The sequence below is a fragment of the Bacteroides reticulotermitis JCM 10512 genome, from assembly GCF_000517545.1.
In the GTDB taxonomy this organism is placed as follows: Bacteria; Bacteroidota; Bacteroidia; order Bacteroidales; family Bacteroidaceae; genus Bacteroides; species Bacteroides reticulotermitis.
This window is the reverse complement of the sequence record NZ_BAIV01000003.1, coordinates 167,598-187,287: the sequence shown is the minus strand read 5'-3', so window position 1 is coordinate 187,287 and position 19,690 is coordinate 167,598. Positions and strand designations below refer to the sequence as shown.

The 19,690-nt window shown below is 42.5% G+C and carries 14 protein-coding genes and 5 pseudogenes; 14 read left to right on the top strand and 5 right to left on the bottom strand.

What is annotated here, in order from left to right:
- Window positions 1-7 precede the first annotated feature (7 nt).
- The 7 genes from JCM10512_RS02665 to JCM10512_RS02640 all read left to right on the top strand — a co-directional run bounded on the left by JCM10512_RS02665 (window position 8) and on the right by JCM10512_RS02640 (window position 7,829).
- Window positions 8-1,540 (top strand): RagB/SusD family nutrient uptake outer membrane protein, encoded by a 1,533-nt coding sequence (locus tag JCM10512_RS02665; RefSeq protein WP_044160190.1) that lies wholly within the window; start codon window positions 8-10, stop codon window positions 1,538-1,540.
- Between the two features lie 35 nt (window positions 1,541-1,575).
- The gene (locus JCM10512_RS02660) at window positions 1,576-2,580 is read left to right on the top strand and encodes a hypothetical protein (RefSeq protein WP_044160187.1); all 1,005 of its coding nucleotides are present in this window, start codon (window positions 1,576-1,578) and stop codon (window positions 2,578-2,580) included.
- A gap of 34 nt (window positions 2,581-2,614) precedes the next feature.
- The gene (locus JCM10512_RS02655) at window positions 2,615-3,613 is read left to right on the top strand and encodes a peroxiredoxin family protein (RefSeq protein WP_044160186.1); all 999 of its coding nucleotides are present in this window, start codon (window positions 2,615-2,617) and stop codon (window positions 3,611-3,613) included.
- A gap of 31 nt (window positions 3,614-3,644) precedes the next feature.
- Window positions 3,645-5,351 (top strand): S8 family serine peptidase, encoded by a 1,707-nt coding sequence (locus tag JCM10512_RS02650; protein WP_044160185.1) that lies wholly within the window; start codon window positions 3,645-3,647, stop codon window positions 5,349-5,351.
- A gap of 6 nt (window positions 5,352-5,357) precedes the next feature.
- Window positions 5,358-6,062 carry a pepsin/retropepsin-like aspartic protease family protein gene (locus tag JCM10512_RS23330; protein WP_244436852.1) on the top strand — a complete coding sequence of 235 codons (705 nt, stop codon included), beginning with the start codon at window positions 5,358-5,360 and terminating at the stop codon, window positions 6,060-6,062.
- An 86-nt stretch (window positions 6,063-6,148) separates the two neighbouring features.
- The gene (locus JCM10512_RS23325) at window positions 6,149-6,523 is read left to right on the top strand and encodes a hypothetical protein (RefSeq protein ID WP_244436851.1); all 375 of its coding nucleotides are present in this window, start codon (window positions 6,149-6,151) and stop codon (window positions 6,521-6,523) included.
- 1 nt (window position 6,524) lies between these two features.
- Window positions 6,525-7,829: a thioredoxin domain-containing protein gene (locus tag JCM10512_RS02640; RefSeq protein WP_044160183.1), complete on the top strand. Its 1,305-nt coding sequence runs from the start codon at window positions 6,525-6,527 to the stop codon at window positions 7,827-7,829.
- 34 nt (window positions 7,830-7,863) lie between these two features.
- On the opposite strand, the gene JCM10512_RS24535 is transcribed toward JCM10512_RS02640, so the two are convergent.
- The 5 genes and pseudogenes from JCM10512_RS24535 to JCM10512_RS25015 all read right to left on the bottom strand — a co-directional run.
- Complete coding sequence (locus JCM10512_RS24535) at window positions 7,864-7,995, bottom strand: hypothetical protein (protein ID WP_262482585.1); 132 nt, start codon at window positions 7,993-7,995, stop codon at window positions 7,864-7,866.
- A gap of 558 nt (window positions 7,996-8,553) precedes the next feature.
- Window positions 8,554-9,504, bottom strand: a complete 951-nt coding sequence (trxB, locus tag JCM10512_RS02635; protein WP_044160180.1) for a thioredoxin-disulfide reductase — start codon at window positions 9,502-9,504, stop codon at window positions 8,554-8,556.
- A gap of 50 nt (window positions 9,505-9,554) precedes the next feature.
- Window positions 9,555-10,198 (bottom strand): annotated as a pseudogene (gene lolA1, locus JCM10512_RS02630) (outer membrane lipoprotein periplasmic chaperone LolA1).
- Window positions 10,199-10,217: 19 nt separating this feature from the next.
- A pseudogene (locus JCM10512_RS25020) lies at window positions 10,218-11,789 on the bottom strand (DNA translocase FtsK); the annotation flags it as partial.
- A gap of 152 nt (window positions 11,790-11,941) precedes the next feature.
- A pseudogene (locus JCM10512_RS25015) lies at window positions 11,942-12,704 on the bottom strand (DNA translocase FtsK 4TM domain-containing protein); the annotation flags it as partial.
- A 107-nt stretch (window positions 12,705-12,811) separates the two neighbouring features.
- Between JCM10512_RS25015 and JCM10512_RS02620 the strand changes: the two are divergent.
- From JCM10512_RS02620 to JCM10512_RS02590, 7 genes and pseudogenes are all read left to right on the top strand, one after another.
- Complete coding sequence (locus JCM10512_RS02620) at window positions 12,812-13,456, top strand: DUF5063 domain-containing protein (RefSeq protein WP_044160175.1); 645 nt, start codon at window positions 12,812-12,814, stop codon at window positions 13,454-13,456.
- Window positions 13,457-13,461: 5 nt separating this feature from the next.
- Window positions 13,462-14,109 (top strand): 3'-5' exonuclease, encoded by a 648-nt coding sequence (locus JCM10512_RS02615; RefSeq protein WP_044160297.1) that lies wholly within the window; start codon window positions 13,462-13,464, stop codon window positions 14,107-14,109.
- 6 nt (window positions 14,110-14,115) lie between these two features.
- Window positions 14,116-15,294, top strand: a complete 1,179-nt coding sequence (locus JCM10512_RS02610; protein ID WP_044160173.1) for a class I SAM-dependent rRNA methyltransferase — start codon at window positions 14,116-14,118, stop codon at window positions 15,292-15,294.
- 292 nt (window positions 15,295-15,586) lie between these two features.
- Window positions 15,587-16,835, top strand: a pseudogene (locus JCM10512_RS02605) (nucleoside permease).
- A gap of 3 nt (window positions 16,836-16,838) precedes the next feature.
- The gene (locus JCM10512_RS02600; RefSeq protein ID WP_044160171.1) at window positions 16,839-17,420 is read left to right on the top strand and encodes a bifunctional nuclease family protein; all 582 of its coding nucleotides are present in this window, start codon (window positions 16,839-16,841) and stop codon (window positions 17,418-17,420) included.
- A 1-nt stretch (window position 17,421) separates the two neighbouring features.
- Window positions 17,422-18,120 carry a 16S rRNA (uracil(1498)-N(3))-methyltransferase gene (locus JCM10512_RS02595; RefSeq protein WP_044160170.1) on the top strand — a complete coding sequence of 233 codons (699 nt, stop codon included), beginning with the start codon at window positions 17,422-17,424 and terminating at the stop codon, window positions 18,118-18,120.
- A 21-nt stretch (window positions 18,121-18,141) separates the two neighbouring features.
- Window positions 18,142-19,688, top strand: a pseudogene (locus JCM10512_RS02590) (DUF4836 family protein).
- Window positions 19,689-19,690: the final 2 nt, after the last annotated feature.

Below are 19,690 nucleotides of genomic sequence, written 5' to 3'. Positions count from 1 at the left end.
GAAAATAATGAAAGTAAAAAAAACAATATATACAGCAGCAGGAGTTATTCTTCTATCACTTTCTGCGTGCTCGGATTTTCTAGACCCAAAGTCGCAAAGTGAATACGTTCCTCAAAACGCCAATGCACTTCAGGAAATGCTGCTTGGTTCAGCATATCCCAAGCCCAAAGATAATCTAGACCTTTTAGCGTACATGGATTTTTTCAGTGACGACATCCAACTACATAAAACAGACTATGAGTTTGATAATAATTTTGCTTACCGAACGGAAGCGTTAAAGGCCATTTTCACATGGCAACCGGATCTATTTTTCACCTGTGAAAAGACAGGATATGGAACTCATAACGTATGGGAAAGCTGCTATAAATATATATTAGGAGCTAATGCCGCATTGGACTACATCCATGACGTTAGCGGAACAGAAGCTGAAAAAGATTATGTACAAGCTCAAGCTTTGGGATTGCGTGGTTTCTACTATTATCTATTGGTCAATCATTTCGGTGCTCCATATAATTATAATAAGAATGCATTGGGGGTACCCTTAAAGTTAACCAGCAACCTTGTCTCTGAAGATCAAATTTTAATGACTCGTAATACCGTGGAAGAGGTGTACACGCAAATTTTATTGGATTTGGATGAAGCGGAACGTCTGTTTCACAGTTTATCGAAAGATAAGCAGTACCAGCCGAATTATATGATCAACCTTCCAATGATAGAGTTGTTGAAATCGCGTATTTTCTTATATATGGAAAATTGGGAGGACGCCGCTATCTATGCTAACAAAGTTATCAATGATTGGAATTTCTCATTGGTCGACCTAAATAGTATTCCGGAAGCGACTGTTACCAATCCTTATTATAATTTCACTTCACACAAGTCATCCGAAGTTATATGGCTATACGGTCGAATTGCGGATTTAACCGTTCATTATAACGGTGTCAATGTCGTAAAGACAGGAGATGTAATTTATTACCGCGCAGCCTTTAACGCATCCGACAACTTATTGAATAGCTTTCAGCAAGGAGATTTGCGAAAAGACAAATACATTATCAAAGAGTATGACAAGCAAGAATCTAAATTCTTAGACTCTTACACACCTTTTGCCAAATACAACATCTCCGCTATAGGAGCTCCCAATGGTGATGAAAATTTCGCACTAGCTTTCCGCCTTTCCGAAGCATACTTAAATCTAGCAGAAGCTTCGGCACATAACAAGGCAGAAGGAGTTGCACTGGAAGCAATCAGAGCTTTATTAGTAAAGCGATATAAACCTGTAGATTATATAGAACCAAGTGGTTTAACCGGCGATGCACTCATCGCATTCATTCAAGAAGAAAGACGCAAAGAATTATGTTTTGAAGGCCACCGTTGGTTTGATTTAAGACGGTACGGTATGCCTCAATTCTCTCGTGAGTGGCAAGATAATATATACACTTTAAGACACAACGACAAGTCGTATACAATGCCTATACCGGAAGAGGTGCTTCGTAAAAACAAGAAACTGGAACAAAATCCATTAGCACCTCAAAGAGAAGATTAAACTGTTTTTAATGCCAAAACAAGAAAACTATAAAAATGAAAACATTATATACTTTATTAGGACTATTGATCAGTCTCACCCTAGCATCTTGCTATGAAGAAGATACGCTTACCCCCACTGAAGGAGGGGTAGAATTACGTTTTAATGTACCACAAGGTAGTAATTCATGGGATACTTATTTTGCTGAAATCTATGATGAGTACAGCGTTTACTTCATCTATAAAGATCTGCAAAGAGAAGACTTTAATCGTGGTTGGATTGACTCAGGAAGTCCTTTATCCGACGGAGTCCAAGGTGGTGGGTGCCCGAATGATGAAATGACCAAATTCTATGAAGAGTTTTTAAGAAAACATATTTTCGCCTATATAAATAGTGCGGTAACCAAGAAAGTGCTTCCCATTTATTGGTATCTTTCGTACAATGCATATACAATAAACAAAATTGAGTTTATGCCAGGCTGGGTATTCACGTCCAATGTACCGGCTAATGAGATCACCGACGGATTAGATTTTTGGAGTACGTGCATGTTTGGTGTGGACACTCCCGATGAACCTTATGTTACTCCTACCAACCAGAGTATCTTCGGACAACGGCGTAAAATGATTATAGGACATATTCTAAGCCAGGCTGTTAAGAAAAAGAATATAGCCATACCACAAGATTTCAGCAACGGATTGGACTATAAAACCGAACTCATTAATAGTACCGGAGAAAAAGATAACGCCAACTATTACCTTACCAGAGCATTTCCTGGCAGTATAAGACTTGGTAAATTCTTATTAGATAAGACGAAAAACAACTCGGCTCCTCCTAATGAAGAAGATACGTTCATCGGATATATTCTACAATCAATGTACTTTACAGAAGCGGAAGGCCTGGTAGAATTCCCCGCAGCAAAATATCCACTATTAACAGAAAAATTCGCATTAGTTAGAAAGCATTTGAAGGATAAATATCAAATCGACCTAAATGCAATAGCCGAAGGTCCTCAGGATTGGGACATTCCCCTTCCTCCTTATGGTGAGACAGAAGAAGAGTAGTTCTCTCATAATAACAATGAAGTAAGAAGAAAAAATGAGCAGAAAAAATCTAATGATAATGTTGCTTCTCCTGTGCGGAATCTCTGCATGGGGAAGCAGTGCTTTACAAATCTCCGGTAAAGTCAGAGTTCTTAAGCCTATCACCTTACTCGTAAAAGACTTGAATGACAACATAATATTAAGTTGTCCCATCAATAAAGACGGTGTATTCAGTACAGAAGAAAAGAACATCATACCTGATGTGTACACACTCTTTCTGGGCAACGTAGAACAAAATATTTATCTGGAGAGCTGTCCTGTCACAATCAATGGATATTTAGACGAACAGAATCCTGAGCAAAGTTCACTTACATTCACCGGAATCGATCGTTTTCTGACTTTACAGGAGTATATACCTACCGGAAGAAAGAAGGATCAAATCATTGATCCGGCCGTAAAAGGAAAGTTAACTCCAAGTATGGCGGCAGCGCTAGCTTACTTGGCTGATGTACCCGACTACGCTTCTAACAAACTATTGCTGGACATGATTCCTGAAGAGAACCGCAATTCGCTATCTGCTGCATGGTTAGTTAAATGGGTCAATACATTATTCCATCGATCGTCAGGAGCTATGGCTCCCGATTTTACATTCACCGATGCAGATGGAAAAACAGTTAGCTTGAAAGACTTCCGAGGTAAGATTGTCGTATTAGACTTTTGCGCTTCCTGGTGTGGCCCTTGCCGGAAAGAGATGCGCCATATGCTGACAATCTACAACGAACTAAAAGCGAATGATCTTGAATTCATTAGCATATCTCTGGATGATAGCGAAGTAAAATGGAGAAAGATGCTGGAAGAAGAGAATCTCCCTTGGGTAATGCTATGGGATAAAGAAGGCTTTCCATCAAACGACAAGACTCCCAGTCAAATTCAAACCGCATATGGTTTTTATACAATTCCCTTCTTGGCGATAATTGATAAAGAAGGTAAAATCATAGCCCGTAATGTTCGAGGCGAACAAGTGCGTGAAGCTATTATGAACGCACGTAATTAACAAATATCATACAATCTTATTAATATAAACAATGAATAAATTTGTATTCTCTATCATATGCTGTTGCATCAGCGTACCCACACTGGCTCAGCTAGTGAAGCAGAAAGCGGAAGTACAACAAGGACAGTCCGAACTCGATTGGTATAACTGCTCTTTCGATCAAGATGGGGTATATGGGGCAGAAGTAAACAGAGCTTATGAGTATCTGCAAAGTAAAAAGATGAAAGCCAAGAAGAGTCCGATCGTCGCTATTATTGGCACAGGGATGGATGTAGAGCATGAAGATCTGAAACATGCTATCTGGGTTAACCCGAAAGAAAAAGCCAACCAAAAAGATGATGATAAGAATGGGCTGATTGACGACATTAACGGCTGGAATTTTTTGGGAGGCAGAGACGGCAGAGTGATGGAACAAGTAATGCGCGAAGGAGATCGTGAATTCTTCCGTCTAAAAGATAAATATGCCGATTTTATGTGGGATGGCAAGAAGTATTATAAGATCGTGAATGGTAAACGCCAAGAAGTACCAGCACCTGCAAATATGGATGAGTACAAATACTACACGTCGCAGATAAAACCCGAATCACCGGTGGCAGGTGCATATAGTGGCCTACAGTTTTCTTATGTTATTGAAGAGTATATGCACAAATTCGACCGGGATATGAAGAAACGTTTTCCGGGAAAAGAACTGACTCTTACTGAATTTGAAACATGTTATGACCCGAAAGCCGAACGCGACAGCTTGTCTGAAGTAGCTTTCGTATTCGCCGGTTATGGTTTTGGAATCTATAAAACAGACAAATGGCAAGCAGTATTAGAGCGCTTAGGTGGAATGTGTGTAAAAACAGCCCAAGATTCATACGAGAAAGCCCTGAATGAATTCGGAACAGACCAACGAGAAGATATTATCGGTGATAACTATCTGGATATTACGGATACAGGCTACGGGAATAATGTATTATTCACCTCGGATGCCCCTGTCGGTGTGATGAAGGCCGGAATAATTGCTGCCAAACGCGATAATGGTTTGGGTAGCAACGGGATTGCCGACCATGCACGTATTATGACCTTGCGTGTAGACCCGACGGGCAACGGAGAACCTTACTTAAAAGATATGGTTTTGGCAATCCGTTACGCAATATCTCACGGAGCTGATGTCATCCTTCTATCGCAACAAAACACGCTCTATCCGGAAGATCAGAAGCAATGGATAACAGACGCTTTGAAAGAAGCCGAAAAGAAGGGCGTATTGGTTATTGCTCCGGTATGGGATCTTTCAATCGATATGGATAAAACCACTTTCTATCCGAACCGAAACATGAGTCCAAATACCGAACTTACTAATTTGATGGTAGTAGCCTCCTCCGACAAACAAGGTAATCCGGTTCTCACAAGCAATTATGGAGCGAAGTCGCTGGATATTTACGCACCCGGAACAGATATTTACTCCTCTTACCCGGGAAATACATACAGACTGGGAAGTGGAGTAACTTTATCTTCTTCTACCGTTGCCGGTGTAGCCGCCTTACTGAAAACTTATTTTCCGCAACTGACCGGCACGCAACTACGGGACATTTTATTGAAAAGTGTAACTTCACGCAAAGGCGTAGAAGTGGAAAAAGGAATCCTAGTGAACAACAACGAGACACAGGATTTATTCCTTTTCGATGATTTATCTCTTTCAGGAGGAATTGTCAATGCTTATCAAGCCGTGCTGGAAGCGGAAAAAATGAAATAAGAAAGTATGAGAAGAATAGAAATACTAGCCGGAATTATGGGAGTGCTATCCCTCACCTATGGACAAGGAGCCACCGCACAGGTTCGAAATACAGTTTGTGATACAATCTCGTATGAGTTCATAGAGGAGAAGATCATCATTCCGGTAACTGTCAACGGAGTTAAGGCCAAATATATAGTCGATACCGGAGGTAAAACCGGTACTCTATACGACGCCGCGACCGAAATGAAAGCTTCGGCCGCCGGGTATATGAGTGTTACAGATGTAAATACCCAAGCGGCTAACTTTCAGGAGGCGTATATAAAAGATCTTACAATCGGCTCAAACTACCGAGTGAAGCAGTTGAAAACAATGGTATTTCCCAAAAACTCATTCTTCACTTCACTGGGCGTAGTAGGTATCTTGGGCGGAGACGCTTTTGCGGAGTCTGTTGTTACATTCGACTCACGTACGCAAATTATGGTAATCAACTACCCCTACCGTCCCGAAAGATTAAAAGTGACTGACGGGATACCGCTCCTGACCGATGCGGAGTATCATTCATTCATTCATGTACAGCTGGGAGAAACCCAACTCCGCGTATTGTTCGACACCGGAGCGGATGGTTTTCTCCTTTACTCAACAGAAGACAACAACCAACTGGCAGCAGTCTCTGGCTCTCAGGTCACGAACATGCGCATGGTATTGTCGCTGCAGGTATATCCGGCCTAGGGACTCCGGTCGACATAAAGAAAGTTACCATTCCCAGCATCAAAATAGCCGGCAAGGAATTCGTAAATGTAGGAAGCACAACTACCATGATGAATGGAAGCATTATTGGCGTTGAGCTGCTAAAGCATGGAAAAGTAATTATCGACTACATGCGTAAACGGTTCTACTTTTTCCCTTTTGACGAAGGGAAAACCGATTTGGGAGGTGCCCCGTCTCTTTGGAATATCAGTATCCTACCTCATAACGGCCGATTCGAAATCACTACGGTATGGGACAGTATGAAGGATCAAGTTACATTCGGTGATGAAGTGGTCAACATCAATGGTGCTTCCTTGCAAGACTGCCCAAAAAGCCAGATAGCAGTAGAAAAAATAATGAATGATATTCCGGGCAACAGCGGATACATCATAATCCGACGAGACAATAAAGACAAACGAATTGAGATAAAAAAGGAAAAATAAAATGAGAATAAAGACTAAACTGACTTTGACTAAGCTATTTCTTTCAGCCTGCATGCTTTGTATTTCCATTCATGGAAATGCTCAAACTCAGAATAGCATGACGGAAGTTATTCCTTTCAAAACGATTGACGGAAAAATTATCATTGAAGCCGATATCAATGGCAACACCGGACAATTTGTACTGGACTTGGCCGGACACAATGCATTACTTCCCGAATCGCTTAAAAAGCTGCATGTAAAAACGAATGCTCCAAATGGTTTCGGTTCCTATGATACTTTCCAATTTAAAGAGGTAGCCGTAGCAGACATTTATCAAGCTGAAAGTATATCGGTTGGTAATAACACATTTAGCAACGACCTGCCCTTCTTTGTTTTGAAAGATGAGCCTTACCTACGCAAACTCGGAGTAGATGGTATCTTAAATTCAGCATTATTTCGCACTTCTGTTCTAACAATTGATACACAACGCAAAAAAATCACGATAACTCAACCGTACCGCCCTTCATATATTAAACTAAACTACCGGGAATCTTTCAACCTAGTGACCGGGCTAGGTGTTACATGCCCTCTCACTGTGAACGGCCAGACAGTCTCTCTGTTGGTCGACACATGGAGTGAGGGGTTTATCAACTTAACTAAAAAGGACTTCGGAAGCTGGAAATCGCTTTATTCACAAAGCGGTTCCCAGCCCGTTTCCGAAGGATACAAAGAGGCGATAACGACCGAACAAACACTGGCACTACCCGAATGCACTTTCATAAAAACAAAGATAGAAAACGAAAAAGCTATTCTGAACCCGGTGCTGAAACAATCGGTAATCGGTAAGAAAATACTCGAATATGGAATTCTATCCATCGACTACCTGCATCAGAAAGTCTATTTTCAACCATTCGATCTCGTTCCGATACCGGAAGATGAAGCGAAAGTAACCGAACTGACTATTGTAGAAGGTCAGTTGAATCCAATCGACCGCCAATTCTTCATGGATCATATTTTCGATTACCGAAAAGAGAGAGCGGAGTTCATCTACAAGGGAGATAAGCCGGTGGTAATCGACTTTTGGGCTACATGGTGTGGCCCTTGTATGCGCCTGTTGCCCAAAATGGAAGAAATGGCCGAAAAATACAAAGGCAAAGTCATCTTCTACAAAATAAATGCTGATAAAGAAAAAGACCTATGCAACCAATTCAATATCAAAGGGCTGCCTACTCTTTTCTTTATTCCGGTAGGTGGAAAACCAATTATAGATACGGGTGCCAAACCGGAGAAGTATGAACAGATCATTATCGAACAGTTACTTAAGTAGTTACTAGATACTATTCTATCGTCAAAGTAGTATTTCAACTACCCAAATAAAGTTTGCTCGTTTTTGCTTTCAGCCCTTCAGCCTTACCCAAAAGTGGCCTATTCATCGAGCTTTTGGGCTGAAAGCTACCCTGTAACCAGCCTTCAGCGGGTTTCAGGATATTCATTATAAAAACGTTTTTCTCCCTCACTTCCAGAAGCCCGACAAAAGTTTATGACTACCTACACTCATATAATGGCGAATTATTCCGTTTCATAAACGGGCTTTTTAGCAGCAACCTAGGTCGGCCAATTCGTCAACCAAGGTTGGCTAATCAGCGACTCGTGTCGGCTACCTAAATCACTTGACTACTTTGTCAGAAGTAAAGGGAATATATGGTATTCGTGTGATAGGAGTCTTTAGGCCCGAACTGAGCAGCTATATCGTTCCTTATCCATTCGTGTATTTTTTGGCAAACTGAAAATGCTGAAAGTAAAACCGAAGGCGCCTTCAGTCAAAATGCCCGATGAATAGGGTCGTTTTGAACAAAACTGAAAGCTGAAACCCCAAAAGCAAACTTTTTATTTGGAGTAGTATCTCCTACCTTCCCAACCCATAAATACAGACTCCGTACAAAAAGCTTTATTTACACATAAAAAAACGGTGGACACTGACTTGCTATCAGGTTGTCCACCGTTTTATATTTGAATGCTGTCCCGTCAGTTTGACGACGGTAAAAGTTTGACTAAAGCAATCCCTTCTCCGATAAGTAACGCTCGGCTTCCATCGCAGCCTTACAACCGCTTCCCGCAGCAGTAACAGCCTGACGGTAATGAGAATCGGCCACATCACCTGCTGCAAAAACACCTGCAACTTTAGTACGCGGCGTATTACCTTCGGTTATAATATAGCCCACTTCATCGGTATCAACGTAGGGCTTAAAGATTTCAGAATTCGGGTTATGTCCGATAGCCAAAAAGAACCCATCGATAGCCTGGTCGTAACGTTCTTCATCTGCTTCGCCCATACGCTTCACCAGATTTACACCTTCTACGCCATTATCGCCATAGAGTCCCACGGCATTATGCTCGAATAAGACTTCAATCTTTTCATGTTTCAGAACCCGTTCTTGCATGATTTTAGAAGCACGCAAGAAAGGTTTACGTACAATCAGATAGACTTTAGATGCTAAACCCGCCAAGTAAATAGACTCTTCGCAAGCTGTGTCACCACCTCCAACGACTGCTACTACCTTCTTACGGTAGAAGAAACCATCGCAAGTAGCACAAGCGCTCACACCCATACCGGCATATTTCTTTTCGTCTTCCAATCCCAAATATTTAGCTGTGGCACCGGTTGCAATAATCAATGATTCGGTTTCTATTTCCTTCTCCCCATCAATCGTTATCCGATAAGGCGCTTTACTCAAGTCGGAAGCAGTTGCCAACCCAAACCGCACATCTGCACCAAAGCGTTCGGCTTGTGCCCGCAGGTCTTCCATCAGCTGAGGTCCACTAATTCCTTCCGGATAACCGGGAAAGTTTTCTACATCCGTAGTCGTAGTCAGCTGTCCGCCCGGTTGCAAACCTTCATAAAGTACAGGAGCCAGGTTAGCGCGCCCGGCATAAATTGCTGCCGTATAGCCGGCAGGTCCCGAACCAATAATCAGACATTTAACTTTTTCTATTTCTGCCATTGTATTCTATATTTTTTAATTGATTAATCATGATTTGTGCCGCAAGGCGATCATCTCAAATCGACAATCTCCGCATTCGGATATTGCTTCCGATCAAAAGCAAAGAGGTGATCCGGATAATTCTGACGGGCTGATAGTCGGTTACAGTTATTTCACTGCGTGCAGACTGCCCCCGCTGTTGGAGCAGTATATAGAGCGGTTCATACGTATCTTTAGCCACATAGAGAATGAGACTCGACAAGTCCATCTTACGATCTGTGGCTGTTAGTATGACTTCTGTTACCGCTTTCCCGCGAAAACTACTCACAGAGCCTAGCTTATACGAAAATCCTTTCTGATACATATAAAGAAATGTATAAGGATTGATCTGTTGCAGTTCATCTTTGGTAGGACTACTGATATTCACTTCGTCATTGCGAGACAGATAACTCCATTGAGTCTGCCCGTCAAACCAAGTCGTCATTTCAGATGTTTTCAGTAGGAACTTCTCCCTTTTTAGCTGAATAGTGCCACTTTCCGTACCTTCAACTTTTCCATTGGAGATAGACTTCGCTGTGAAACTGATCTTTACACTTCCGGCTTTTCGGAAAGCCTCTGCTGTTTTATCAAGAACAGCTTTAGCCTGCGACTGCTGTTGAGCAGCCACAGGCAGAGACAGTAAAGCTATTAAAACACTAAAAATGTATTTCTTCATTTTATTTATAAACGGTTGATTACTGCAAATTGTTCAATCTCATTTCCAGGTCGTTTTCATCGACACACATCACATCACGAGCCTTGCTTCCTTGAGTCGGTCCCACAATTCCGGCCTTTTCGAGCTGGTCCATAATACGTCCGGCACGGTTGTAACCGATGGCAAATTTACGTTGAATTAACGAAGTAGATCCTTGCTGGTGAATAACAACCAGGCGAGCCGCATCTTCAAACAGCGGATCCAACCTACTCATATCAACTTCTCCTATTTCCAGGCTACTTTCTTCACTTACATATTCGGGTAAGTAGTAGGCGGTTGGGTATCCTTGCTGGCGAGCGATAAACTTCGTAATTTCTTCCACTTCCGGTGTATCGATAAAAGCACACTGCACACGTACCGGATCGGCCCCCTGTAAGAACAGCATATCGCCTCGTCCGATCAATTGGTTAGCACCCGGACGGTCTAGGATTGTACGCGAGTCCATCATGGCCGAAACACGGAAAGCCACACGAGCCGGGAAGTTTGCCTTAATCGTACCGGTGATGATATTAGTCGTCGGACGCTGGGTGGCGATAATCATGTGAATACCCACCGCACGCGCTAACTGAGCGATACGGGCAATGGGAAGTTCGATCTCTTTGCCGGCAGTCATAATCAAGTCACCAAACTCGTCAATCACCACTACAATATAGGGCATAAAACGATGTCCCTTTTCCGGGTTCAAACGGCGGTTGATAAACTTATCGTTGTATTCTTTAATGTTACGTACGTGGGCAATCTTCAGTAAATCATAACGCGAATCCATTTCCACACAGATCGAATTCAACGTCTGTACCACTTTGGTTACGTCCGTAATAATGGCATCTTCTCCATCAGGAAGTTTGGCTAAGAAGTGGTGCTCAATTACCGAATAAATGCTAAACTCTACTTTCTTCGGATCGACCAACACAAATTTCAATTCGGCCGGATGCTTCTTATATAATAAAGAGGTAATTATAGCATTCAGCCCCACTGACTTACCCTGTCCGGTAGCCCCGGCTACAAGCACGTGAGGCATTTTGCACAAGTCTACCATGAATACCTCGTTGGTAATAGTCTTACCAAAAGCGATCGGAAGATCGTAGGTCGATTCTTGGAATCTCTTGCTACCGATAATAGACTGTCCCGATACGATTTTCGGATTCGAGTTAGGCACCTCGATACCAATCGTACCCTTTCCCGGTATCGGCGCAATGATACGAATACCCAACGCCGAAAGACTCAAAGCGATATCATCTTCCAATCCGCGGATTTTAGAGATACGCACTCCCTGCTCGGGGGTAATTTCATACAAAGTAACCGTAGGCCCTACCGTCGCCTTAATTGTACTGATCTCGATGCCAAAGCTACGTAGCGTATTAATGATTTTATCTTTATTCGCATTCTGCTCCTCCATATTAATGGTCGGCTCATTATTCTCATAATGCTTCATAAGATCAACCGAAGGATAACGGTATTTCTCAAGATCAAGCTGCGGATTATAGGGTTCAATCTCCGGACCGCGATAGTTTTCATCTTCGTCGGAGACCGCTTCGACTTCAAACGTCGGCCCTTTATCCGGGGTCTCTTCTTTGGGCCCTTTTGCTATAGAGGGGCTTGGTTCATCAACAGTCGATTCAATAGTCATAACCAGTTCTTCTTCCTGATTTTCCAGATCTTCTTCGGAATCAGCAACAGGATCATTATCCGCTACTACCTTCTCGGGAGTTGGAGGAGGAGTCTGTTTGTAAGTCCGTCGCAAGTTGAATTCAACCTCTTGCGGTTGCGGGTTCGTAAATTCTTGGGTATTTTCTTCGCCCAAAGGCATTTCTTCGGCAGTTTCTCTCTTCTTTTCTCTTTTGAGGAAACTCAAAGAGAGCAGTTTGCGAAGCCAGATAATGGTTCGGGCACTCATATAAATAAGGAAACAAATTCCCGTAACAAGCAGAATCATCCACAGTCCCGGCTTACCGACCTGAGAAACAAGCCACTTGCTAACGTTGTAACCGTGCATTCCTCCCAGATAGATAAAAGAATCCTGGTAATGCTCCATGAATGCAAATCCGAAAAATACAGAGAACCAAATCAGGAGCAAGGAGCATCCGATAAACCATTTCCAAAGACGCACCACACGTACTTTCATCAACTTCAGCCCGGCAACCGCCAAAAAGACTAACATGAAAAACGAAGAGACGCCGAAGCAATCGTTAATGAGGTAGCTTGCCACCTGCGCTCCACGCGAACCGGCATAGTTTTTAACCTGATTATTCACCGCCGCTAAATCGGCCGCATTGCCACTATCAATGATACTCTGGTCGGCTGCCCCTGTAAAAAAGAATGAAGAGAATGCCAGTAACAGATAAACTGAGAATATTACCAGTACCAACCCAATTACAAAATGGACTGTTTCATTCTTAAAAACTAAACTAAACTTGCCAGGAGAAGCCGAAGTCTGATCTGCCTCCTTATCTGATTTCTTTTTTGCCATGAATCTTTATCAATTAACTATCTAAGCTGCAAAAATAATAAAAAAATAACTGTCGGCACGCTCATTCAATCCTTTTTCTTACCTTTGCGTTTCAAATCATTCTATTTATGGAAAAAGAAAGTCAAACGATATTTGATAAGAATGTGATCGAGTTTGTGACGGTATCTGCCGAATTCTGTGCTTTTCTTGAGCGGGCGGATAGTATACCGCGTAATAAGTTCATCGACACATCACTCAAACTACTTCCTCTTCTCTATCTGAAAGCCGCCATGTTGCCTCCATGTGAACAGATCGGAGAGGAATTACCCGAAAGATACGTTACCGAAGATATTTATGAAATGATTCGCACCAAACTAGCTGGTTTGTTGGCAGAAAAGGACGATTACCTCGATGTATTTGTGCAAGATATGGAGTACAGTGACCAGCCTATCAAAAAGAACATTTCCGAAGACCTGGCCGATATTTACCAAGACATCAAAGATTTTGTATTTGTCTTCCAATTGGGATTGAATGAGACCATGAATGACGCTTTAGTTATCTGTCAGGAAAACTTCGGACAGCTCTGGGGACAGAAACTGGTAAATACACTTCGCGCTCTTCACGATGCAATGTATAATGTCGAAGACGAGACCGAAGAAGAAAATAATTATGAGTCAGATGATGAAGATTGTCAATGTGGAGAAGACTGTCATTGTCACGATCACGAAGGGCACTGCCACGAAGACGGTTGCCACTGCCAGGATGAGAAATGAAGAAGATGATTTTAAGAAAAACTATAAGTAAAGAAGCAATTAAGGAAATGCCTCGGACATCTTTCCCGGGCAACATCTATGTTATCCAATCTGCAATAGAAGCTGAGAAAGCTATTGCCTACTTGCAAACACAGCCCATTGTCGGCATAGACAGTGAAACACGCCCTTCCTTTACCAAAGGGCACATACATAAAGTAGCCTTGCTGCAAGTCTCTTCCATCGATCAGTGTTTTCTCTTCCGTCTAAACATTACGGGATTGACTCAACCGATTATCGATCTATTGGAAGATCCGGGTATCATCAAAGTAGGTCTTTCACTAAAAGATGATTTTATGATGTTGCACAAACGGGCGCCTTTTATCCAACAAAGCTGCATCGACCTGCAAGATTATGTACGGCCGTTCGGTATACAAGACAAGAGTCTGCAAAAGATATATGGCATACTTTTCGAAGAGAAAATATCCAAATCGCAGCGCCTGTCCAACTGGGAAGCTGATGTGCTAACCGATGGACAGAAACAATACGCCGCTATTGACGCTTGGGCGTGCCTCAACATATACAATCTATTGCAGGAACTCAAACGCACAGGCAATTACGAAGTGGCTGCCGACATTAAAGAAGAAGAAAAGAATTTAATCATATCTGATAAGTAAACTCCTATGTATAAAGTATACCTCAAACCGGGTAAAGAAGAGTCGTTGAAAAGATTTCACCCCTGGATTTTTTCCGGAGCAATTGCTCGTATCGACGGCGAACCTGAAGAAGGTGAAGTAGTGGAAGTCTATACTTCCAAAAAAGAATTTATAGCGGAAGGGCATTTCCAAATAGGCAGCATTGCCATTCGCGTGCTTTCTTTCAAACAAGAACCGGTAGATCACCAGTTTTGGAAGCACAAACTGGAAATCGCTTACGAGATGCGTTGTGCTATAGGGGTGGCTACAAACCCTACAAACAATACGTATCGTTTGGTACATGGTGAAGGAGACAATTTGCCGGGTTTGATAATTGACATCTATGCCCAAACAGCTGTTATGCAGGCGCACTCTGCCGGCATGCATCTTGATCGGATGGCAATAGCTGAAGCACTGTCGGAAGTCATGGGTGATAAAATTAAGAACATCTACTATAAATCGGAGTCTACACTTCCTTTTAAAGCCGATCTATTCCCTGAAAACGGTTTTCTCAAAGGAGGCAGTACCGACAATATTGCTCAAGAATACGGATTAAAGTTTCAGGTTGACTGGCTCAAGGGACAGAAGACCGGATTCTTTGTCGACCAGCGCGAGAATCGGGCTTTGCTGGAGCGATACGCAAAGGATCGATCTGCATTGAATATGTTTTGCTACACCGGCGGTTTCTCATTCTATGCCATGCGTGGAGGAGCCAAGCTTGTCCATTCGGTAGATAGTTCCGCTAAAGCGATTGAACTAACCAAACAAAATGTAGAGTTAAACTTTCCCGGTGATTCCCGCCATGAAGCTTTTGCTGATGACGCTTTCAAGTATCTGGATCGCATGGGTGATCAATACGACCTGATCGTTTTAGATCCTCCTGCTTTTGCCAAGCATAAGGATGCTCTGCGCAACGCATTACAAGGTTATCGAAAACTAAATGCGAAAGCTTTTGAGAAGATTAAACCCGGAGGTATTCTTTTCACGTTCTCTTGTTCACAAGTGGTGACAAAGGACAACTTCCGTACAGCTATATTCACTGCTGCCGCTATGTCGGGACGCAGCGTACGCATCTTACACCAACTGACACAACCTGCCGATCATCCTGTAAATATTTACCATCCCGAAGGCGAATACCTCAAAGGATTGGTATTGTATGTAGAGTAAGGAAAACGGCTTTATAGCATAAATTAAATACCAGCAAAGTTAATTAATGCTAATAAACGGAAGATATTTAGCCAAACACTATGTTTCATAACATAAAAGGCTTTATATTTGCACTGTGTTTTTCATGGTATTAGATTTAAGGTTAACAAAGATTGGCTGTCTGGGATAGATAGCCTTCTTTTTTTATATACCTACCCCACCATATTTTATCTCATTACTTGTACGACCATTCAATGAAAATCGTATATTTGCAGTTATTATTAACAAAACAAGAACGCATAGTAAAAGAGTTATGAGCATAAAAAATCGTTTAATTATAATGAACTTCCTCCAGTTCTTTGTATGGGGTTCATGGTTGATTTCGCTGGGTGGCTATATGGGAAGAGAACTTCATTTTGAAGGTGGGCAAATAGGTGCGATCTTTGCGACAATGGGAATTGCGTCACTTATTATGCGGGAATCATAGGTATAATTGCCGACAAATGGTTCAATGCCGAGCGCCTATACGGAATCTGCCACATCGCCGGAGCTGCTTGTCTTTTATATGCGTCTACCGCTACTACTTACGATCAAATGTATTGGGCTATGCTACTAAACCTATTGGTATATATGCCTACATTATCTCTTGCCAATACAGTATCCTACAATGCTCTGGAACAATATAACTGTGATTTAATCAAAGATTTCCCTCCAATTCGCGTATGGGGCACAATCGGATTTATCTGTGCCATGTGGGCTGTAGACCTCACCGGATTCAAAAACTCGAGTGCACAACTCTACGTAGGAGGAGCATCAGCTCTACTCTTAGGCTTGTACGCGTTCACCCTACCGGCTTGTCCTCCCACGAGGAGTGAAAACAAATCAATGCTTTCGTCATTTGGGCTAGATGCATTGGTGCTATTCAAGAAAAAGAAAATGGCTATCTTCTTTTTCTTCTCCATGTTGTTAGGAGCTGCTCTTCAAATCACCAACACATACGGTGACCTTTTCCTTGGGAGCTTTGCCAGCATACCCGAATTCGCTGATTCCTTTGGTGTGAAACATTCCGTAATATTACTTTCCATCTCCCAAATGTCGGAGACTCTATTCATCCTCGCCATTCCTTTCTTCCTACGCCATTTTGGTATTAAGCAGGTGATGCTTATCAGTATGTTTGCGTGGGTATTCCGTTTTGGATTATTCGGCCTAGGTGACCCGGGATCCGGACTATGGATGCTGATATTATCCATGATTGTTTATGGCATGGCCTTTGATTTCTTCAACATTTCCGGCTCGTTGTTTGTTGAACAAGAAACCAGTTCTTCGATTCGTGCCAGTGCACAAGGGCTTTTCTTCATGATGACCAACGGGTTGGGTGCAATTATTGGAGGATATGCCAGTGGTGCAATTGTTGATACATTCTCGGTATACTCCGACGGCAAACTGATTAGCCGTGAGTGCCTGAAATCTGGTTTATTTTTGCGGCTTATGCCTTAGTGATTGGTATCTTGTTTGCCTTGGTATTCAAATACAAGCACCAACCCGAGAAAGTAAACAAATAGAAAATGGATAAAAAGATAGAATTACAAGTACTAAATATAACTAATAGTCAAGCACAAGCAGGTGCTTATGCCATGGTGTTGGGTGAAGTGGAGGGAGACCGCCAACTTCCCATTATCATTGGCCCAGCGGAAGCCCAGTCGACTGCCTTATTCTTAAAAGGCATCGCTACTCCCCGCCCTCTGACACACCAGTTTGTCATCACGTGCCTCGACGCCTTGAATGCACAACTAACGCAAGTGCTTATCTATAAAGCAGAAGAAGGCGTTTTCTTTTCGTATGTCTACCTGAAAAAAGATGAAGAGGTCTTCCGCATTGATTCTCGCACATCAGATGCAGTAGCTTTAGCTGTCCGTGCTCAATGCCCGATCCTCATTTACAACTCGATTTTAGAAAGAGAATGTTTGCGGATCTCGCAAGAGGAAAATGGAATGGAAGAGGGAGAGACGGGTAAACGACTTTTAAAAACAGGTACGGAAATTCCTCAGAACATATCGTTAGAACAAGCTCTCAAAGAAGCCATAGCAGAAGAAAACTATGAATTGGCAGCCCGAATTCGCGACGAGATAAAACAACGTAATAAGTAAGATGCAAGTATTTTATACGCCTGACATACAGACCAAAAACGAACTTCCTGAAGAAGAAGCACAACACTGCACACGCGTACTACGGCTGACTGCCGGCGATGAGATAACACTGACTGATGGTAAAGGGTATTTCTATCAGGCAACAATCTGTGCAGCCAATAACAAACGCTGCTTGGTAACGATCAAAGAGAGAACTTTTCAAGAACCTCTATGGCCTTGCCACCTTCATATAGCAATGGCACCAACCAAAAACATGGATCGCAATGAGTGGTTCGCCGAGAAAGCGACCGAAATAGGTTTTGACGAATTGACATTCCTCAACTCCCGCTTTTCGGAGCGCAAGCAGATCAAAACGGAACGTATTGAAAAAATAGTAATCTCCGCTATTAAGCAATCCCTTAAAGCCCGACTTCCTAAATTAAACGAGATGATCGATTTTAACCGCTTCATCAAGCAAGAGTTCAAAGGGCAAAAGTTCATCGCTCACTGCTATGAGGGAGAAAAGCCTTTACTGAAAGATGTCTTACGCAAAGGGGAAGACGCACTGGTGCTGATCGGCCCTGAAGGCGATTTCAGTGAAGAGGAGGTGAGCAAAGCAATTGAGTTAGGATTCACTCCTGTTAGTCTGGGTAAGTCAAGACTACGAACGGAGACGGCGGCATTAGTCGCATGCCACACGATGAGCCAGCTTAATCAGTAATAACATTTAATATATATAACTATGGTAAAGAAAATGATTTCACGATTCTCAGTACTTGCGGTACTGATTGTAGTGCTTGCAGCATGTTCCAAAACATCGGAGTATACAAGTGTGATACCGGCCGACGCTTCGGCAGTGGCATCCATCAACCTGAAATCTCTGCTTAAACATGCAGGTGCCGACAGTAAAGAGAACGAAGCGGCTAAAGAGAAATTAATAGAAGCTTTGAAGAGTGGCATGAACGCAGCCTCTTTCCAACAGATAGAAAAGATTATTAAAAACCCGAACGAGTCGGGACTTGATATAGAATCTCCATTTTATATATTCACTTCGCCAACGTTCGCCTACCCAACATTGGTTGCCAAAGTGAACAATGAAGACAATCTGCATGCAATTCTAGATGTAATGGCCAAAGAACAAGTTTGCCCGGCAGTAGCCGAAGGTGACGGATATAGCTATGTAGCCATAGACGGTGGTTTACTTGCCTTCAATCACGCTACGGCTATGATTGTCACGCTAAACGGAATTTCGCAGGTAGAAGATGCGCAAAAAGGAATCACTAACCTGATGAAGCAGTCGGCCGATAATAGTATTAGTAAATCGGGGGCTTTTCAAAAAATGAGTAAGCAAAAAAGCGACATCAACTTCTTTGCATCCATGGCAGCTATCCCAGCGAGTTACAGTCGCCAAATCAGTTTTGGTCTTCCTGCTGAGATCAAGCCGGAAGACATCACAATTGTTGGGGGCATAGCTTTTGAGAAAGGCAAAATTGCACTCAAAACAGAGAACTACACGGAGAATGAGGCTGTAAAAGAACTGCTAAAGAAGCAACAAGACTCTTTCGCTAAAACAAATGGCACGTTTGTCAAATACTTCCCTGCCTCAACCCTGGCGTTTGTTAACATCGGAGTAAAGGGCGAAGGGCTTTATAAGATATTGAGCGAGAATGAAGAGTTCCGCAGCACAGTATCGATTGCGAAAGCAGATGAAGTGAAAGGTATATTCAGTTCATTCAACGGTGATGTCTCTATCGGACTGCTGAATGTGACAATGAACAGCGCACCTACATTTATGATGTATGCCGATGTTAAGAGTGGAGATGCCTTAGAAACTCTCTACAAAAACAAACAGAATTTGGCTTAGGCCGAGGAGATGATATTATTCAGTTGAGTAAAGACGAATATGTATTCAAGACAAGAGGCATGAATATATTCTTCGGCATCAAGGATAAGCAACTGTATGCGACTAACGATGAAATCCTTTACAAAAGCATTGGTAAGCCATCCGACAAGTCGATCAAAGACGCTCCTTATGCTTCGGACATGAAAGGTAAAACAACTTTTATGGCTGTTAACACGGAAGCTATACTCGACCTCCCGGTTGTTAAAATGCTAACCGGATTCGGCGGTGAAGAATTTAAAATGTATGCCAATCTCGCTTCTAAGATATCGTATTTGTCGGCTAGTTCCGAAGGTGAAACCTCCTCAGTCGAACTTTGCCTGAAAGATAAAGATACAAATGCCCTCAAACAGATTGTCGATTTTGCCAAGCAATTTGCCGGCCTATAATT

What these genes read in the sequence shown, in the direction of transcription:
- JCM10512_RS02610 (WP_044160173.1), top strand. Translation starts at nt 14,116, where the DNA reads ATGTATAAAGTATACCTCAAACCGGGTAAAGAAGAGTCGTTGAAAAGA.
- JCM10512_RS02655 (WP_044160186.1), top strand. Translation starts at nt 2,615, where the DNA reads ATGAGCAGAAAAAATCTAATGATAATGTTGCTTCTCCTGTGCGGAATC.
- JCM10512_RS24535 (WP_262482585.1), bottom strand. Translation starts at nt 7,995, where the DNA reads ATGAATATCCTGAAACCCGCTGAAGGCTGGTTACAGGGTAGCTTTCAG.
- JCM10512_RS02600 (WP_044160171.1), top strand. Translation starts at nt 16,839, where the DNA reads ATGGATAAAAAGATAGAATTACAAGTACTAAATATAACTAATAGTCAA.
- JCM10512_RS23330 (WP_244436852.1), top strand. Translation starts at nt 5,358, where the DNA reads ATGAGAAGAATAGAAATACTAGCCGGAATTATGGGAGTGCTATCCCTC.
- trxB (WP_044160180.1), bottom strand. Translation starts at nt 9,504, where the DNA reads ATGGCAGAAATAGAAAAAGTTAAATGTCTGATTATTGGTTCGGGACCT.
- JCM10512_RS02615 (WP_044160297.1), top strand. Translation starts at nt 13,462, where the DNA reads ATGATTTTAAGAAAAACTATAAGTAAAGAAGCAATTAAGGAAATGCCT.
- JCM10512_RS23325 (WP_244436851.1), top strand. Translation starts at nt 6,149, where the DNA reads ATGATGAATGGAAGCATTATTGGCGTTGAGCTGCTAAAGCATGGAAAA.
- JCM10512_RS02660 (WP_044160187.1), top strand. Translation starts at nt 1,576, where the DNA reads ATGAAAACATTATATACTTTATTAGGACTATTGATCAGTCTCACCCTA.
- JCM10512_RS02620 (WP_044160175.1), top strand. Translation starts at nt 12,812, where the DNA reads ATGGAAAAAGAAAGTCAAACGATATTTGATAAGAATGTGATCGAGTTT.
- JCM10512_RS02640 (WP_044160183.1), top strand. Translation starts at nt 6,525, where the DNA reads ATGAGAATAAAGACTAAACTGACTTTGACTAAGCTATTTCTTTCAGCC.
- JCM10512_RS02650 (WP_044160185.1), top strand. Translation starts at nt 3,645, where the DNA reads ATGAATAAATTTGTATTCTCTATCATATGCTGTTGCATCAGCGTACCC.
- JCM10512_RS02595 (WP_044160170.1), top strand. Translation starts at nt 17,422, where the DNA reads ATGCAAGTATTTTATACGCCTGACATACAGACCAAAAACGAACTTCCT.
- JCM10512_RS02665 (WP_044160190.1), top strand. Translation starts at nt 8, where the DNA reads ATGAAAGTAAAAAAAACAATATATACAGCAGCAGGAGTTATTCTTCTA.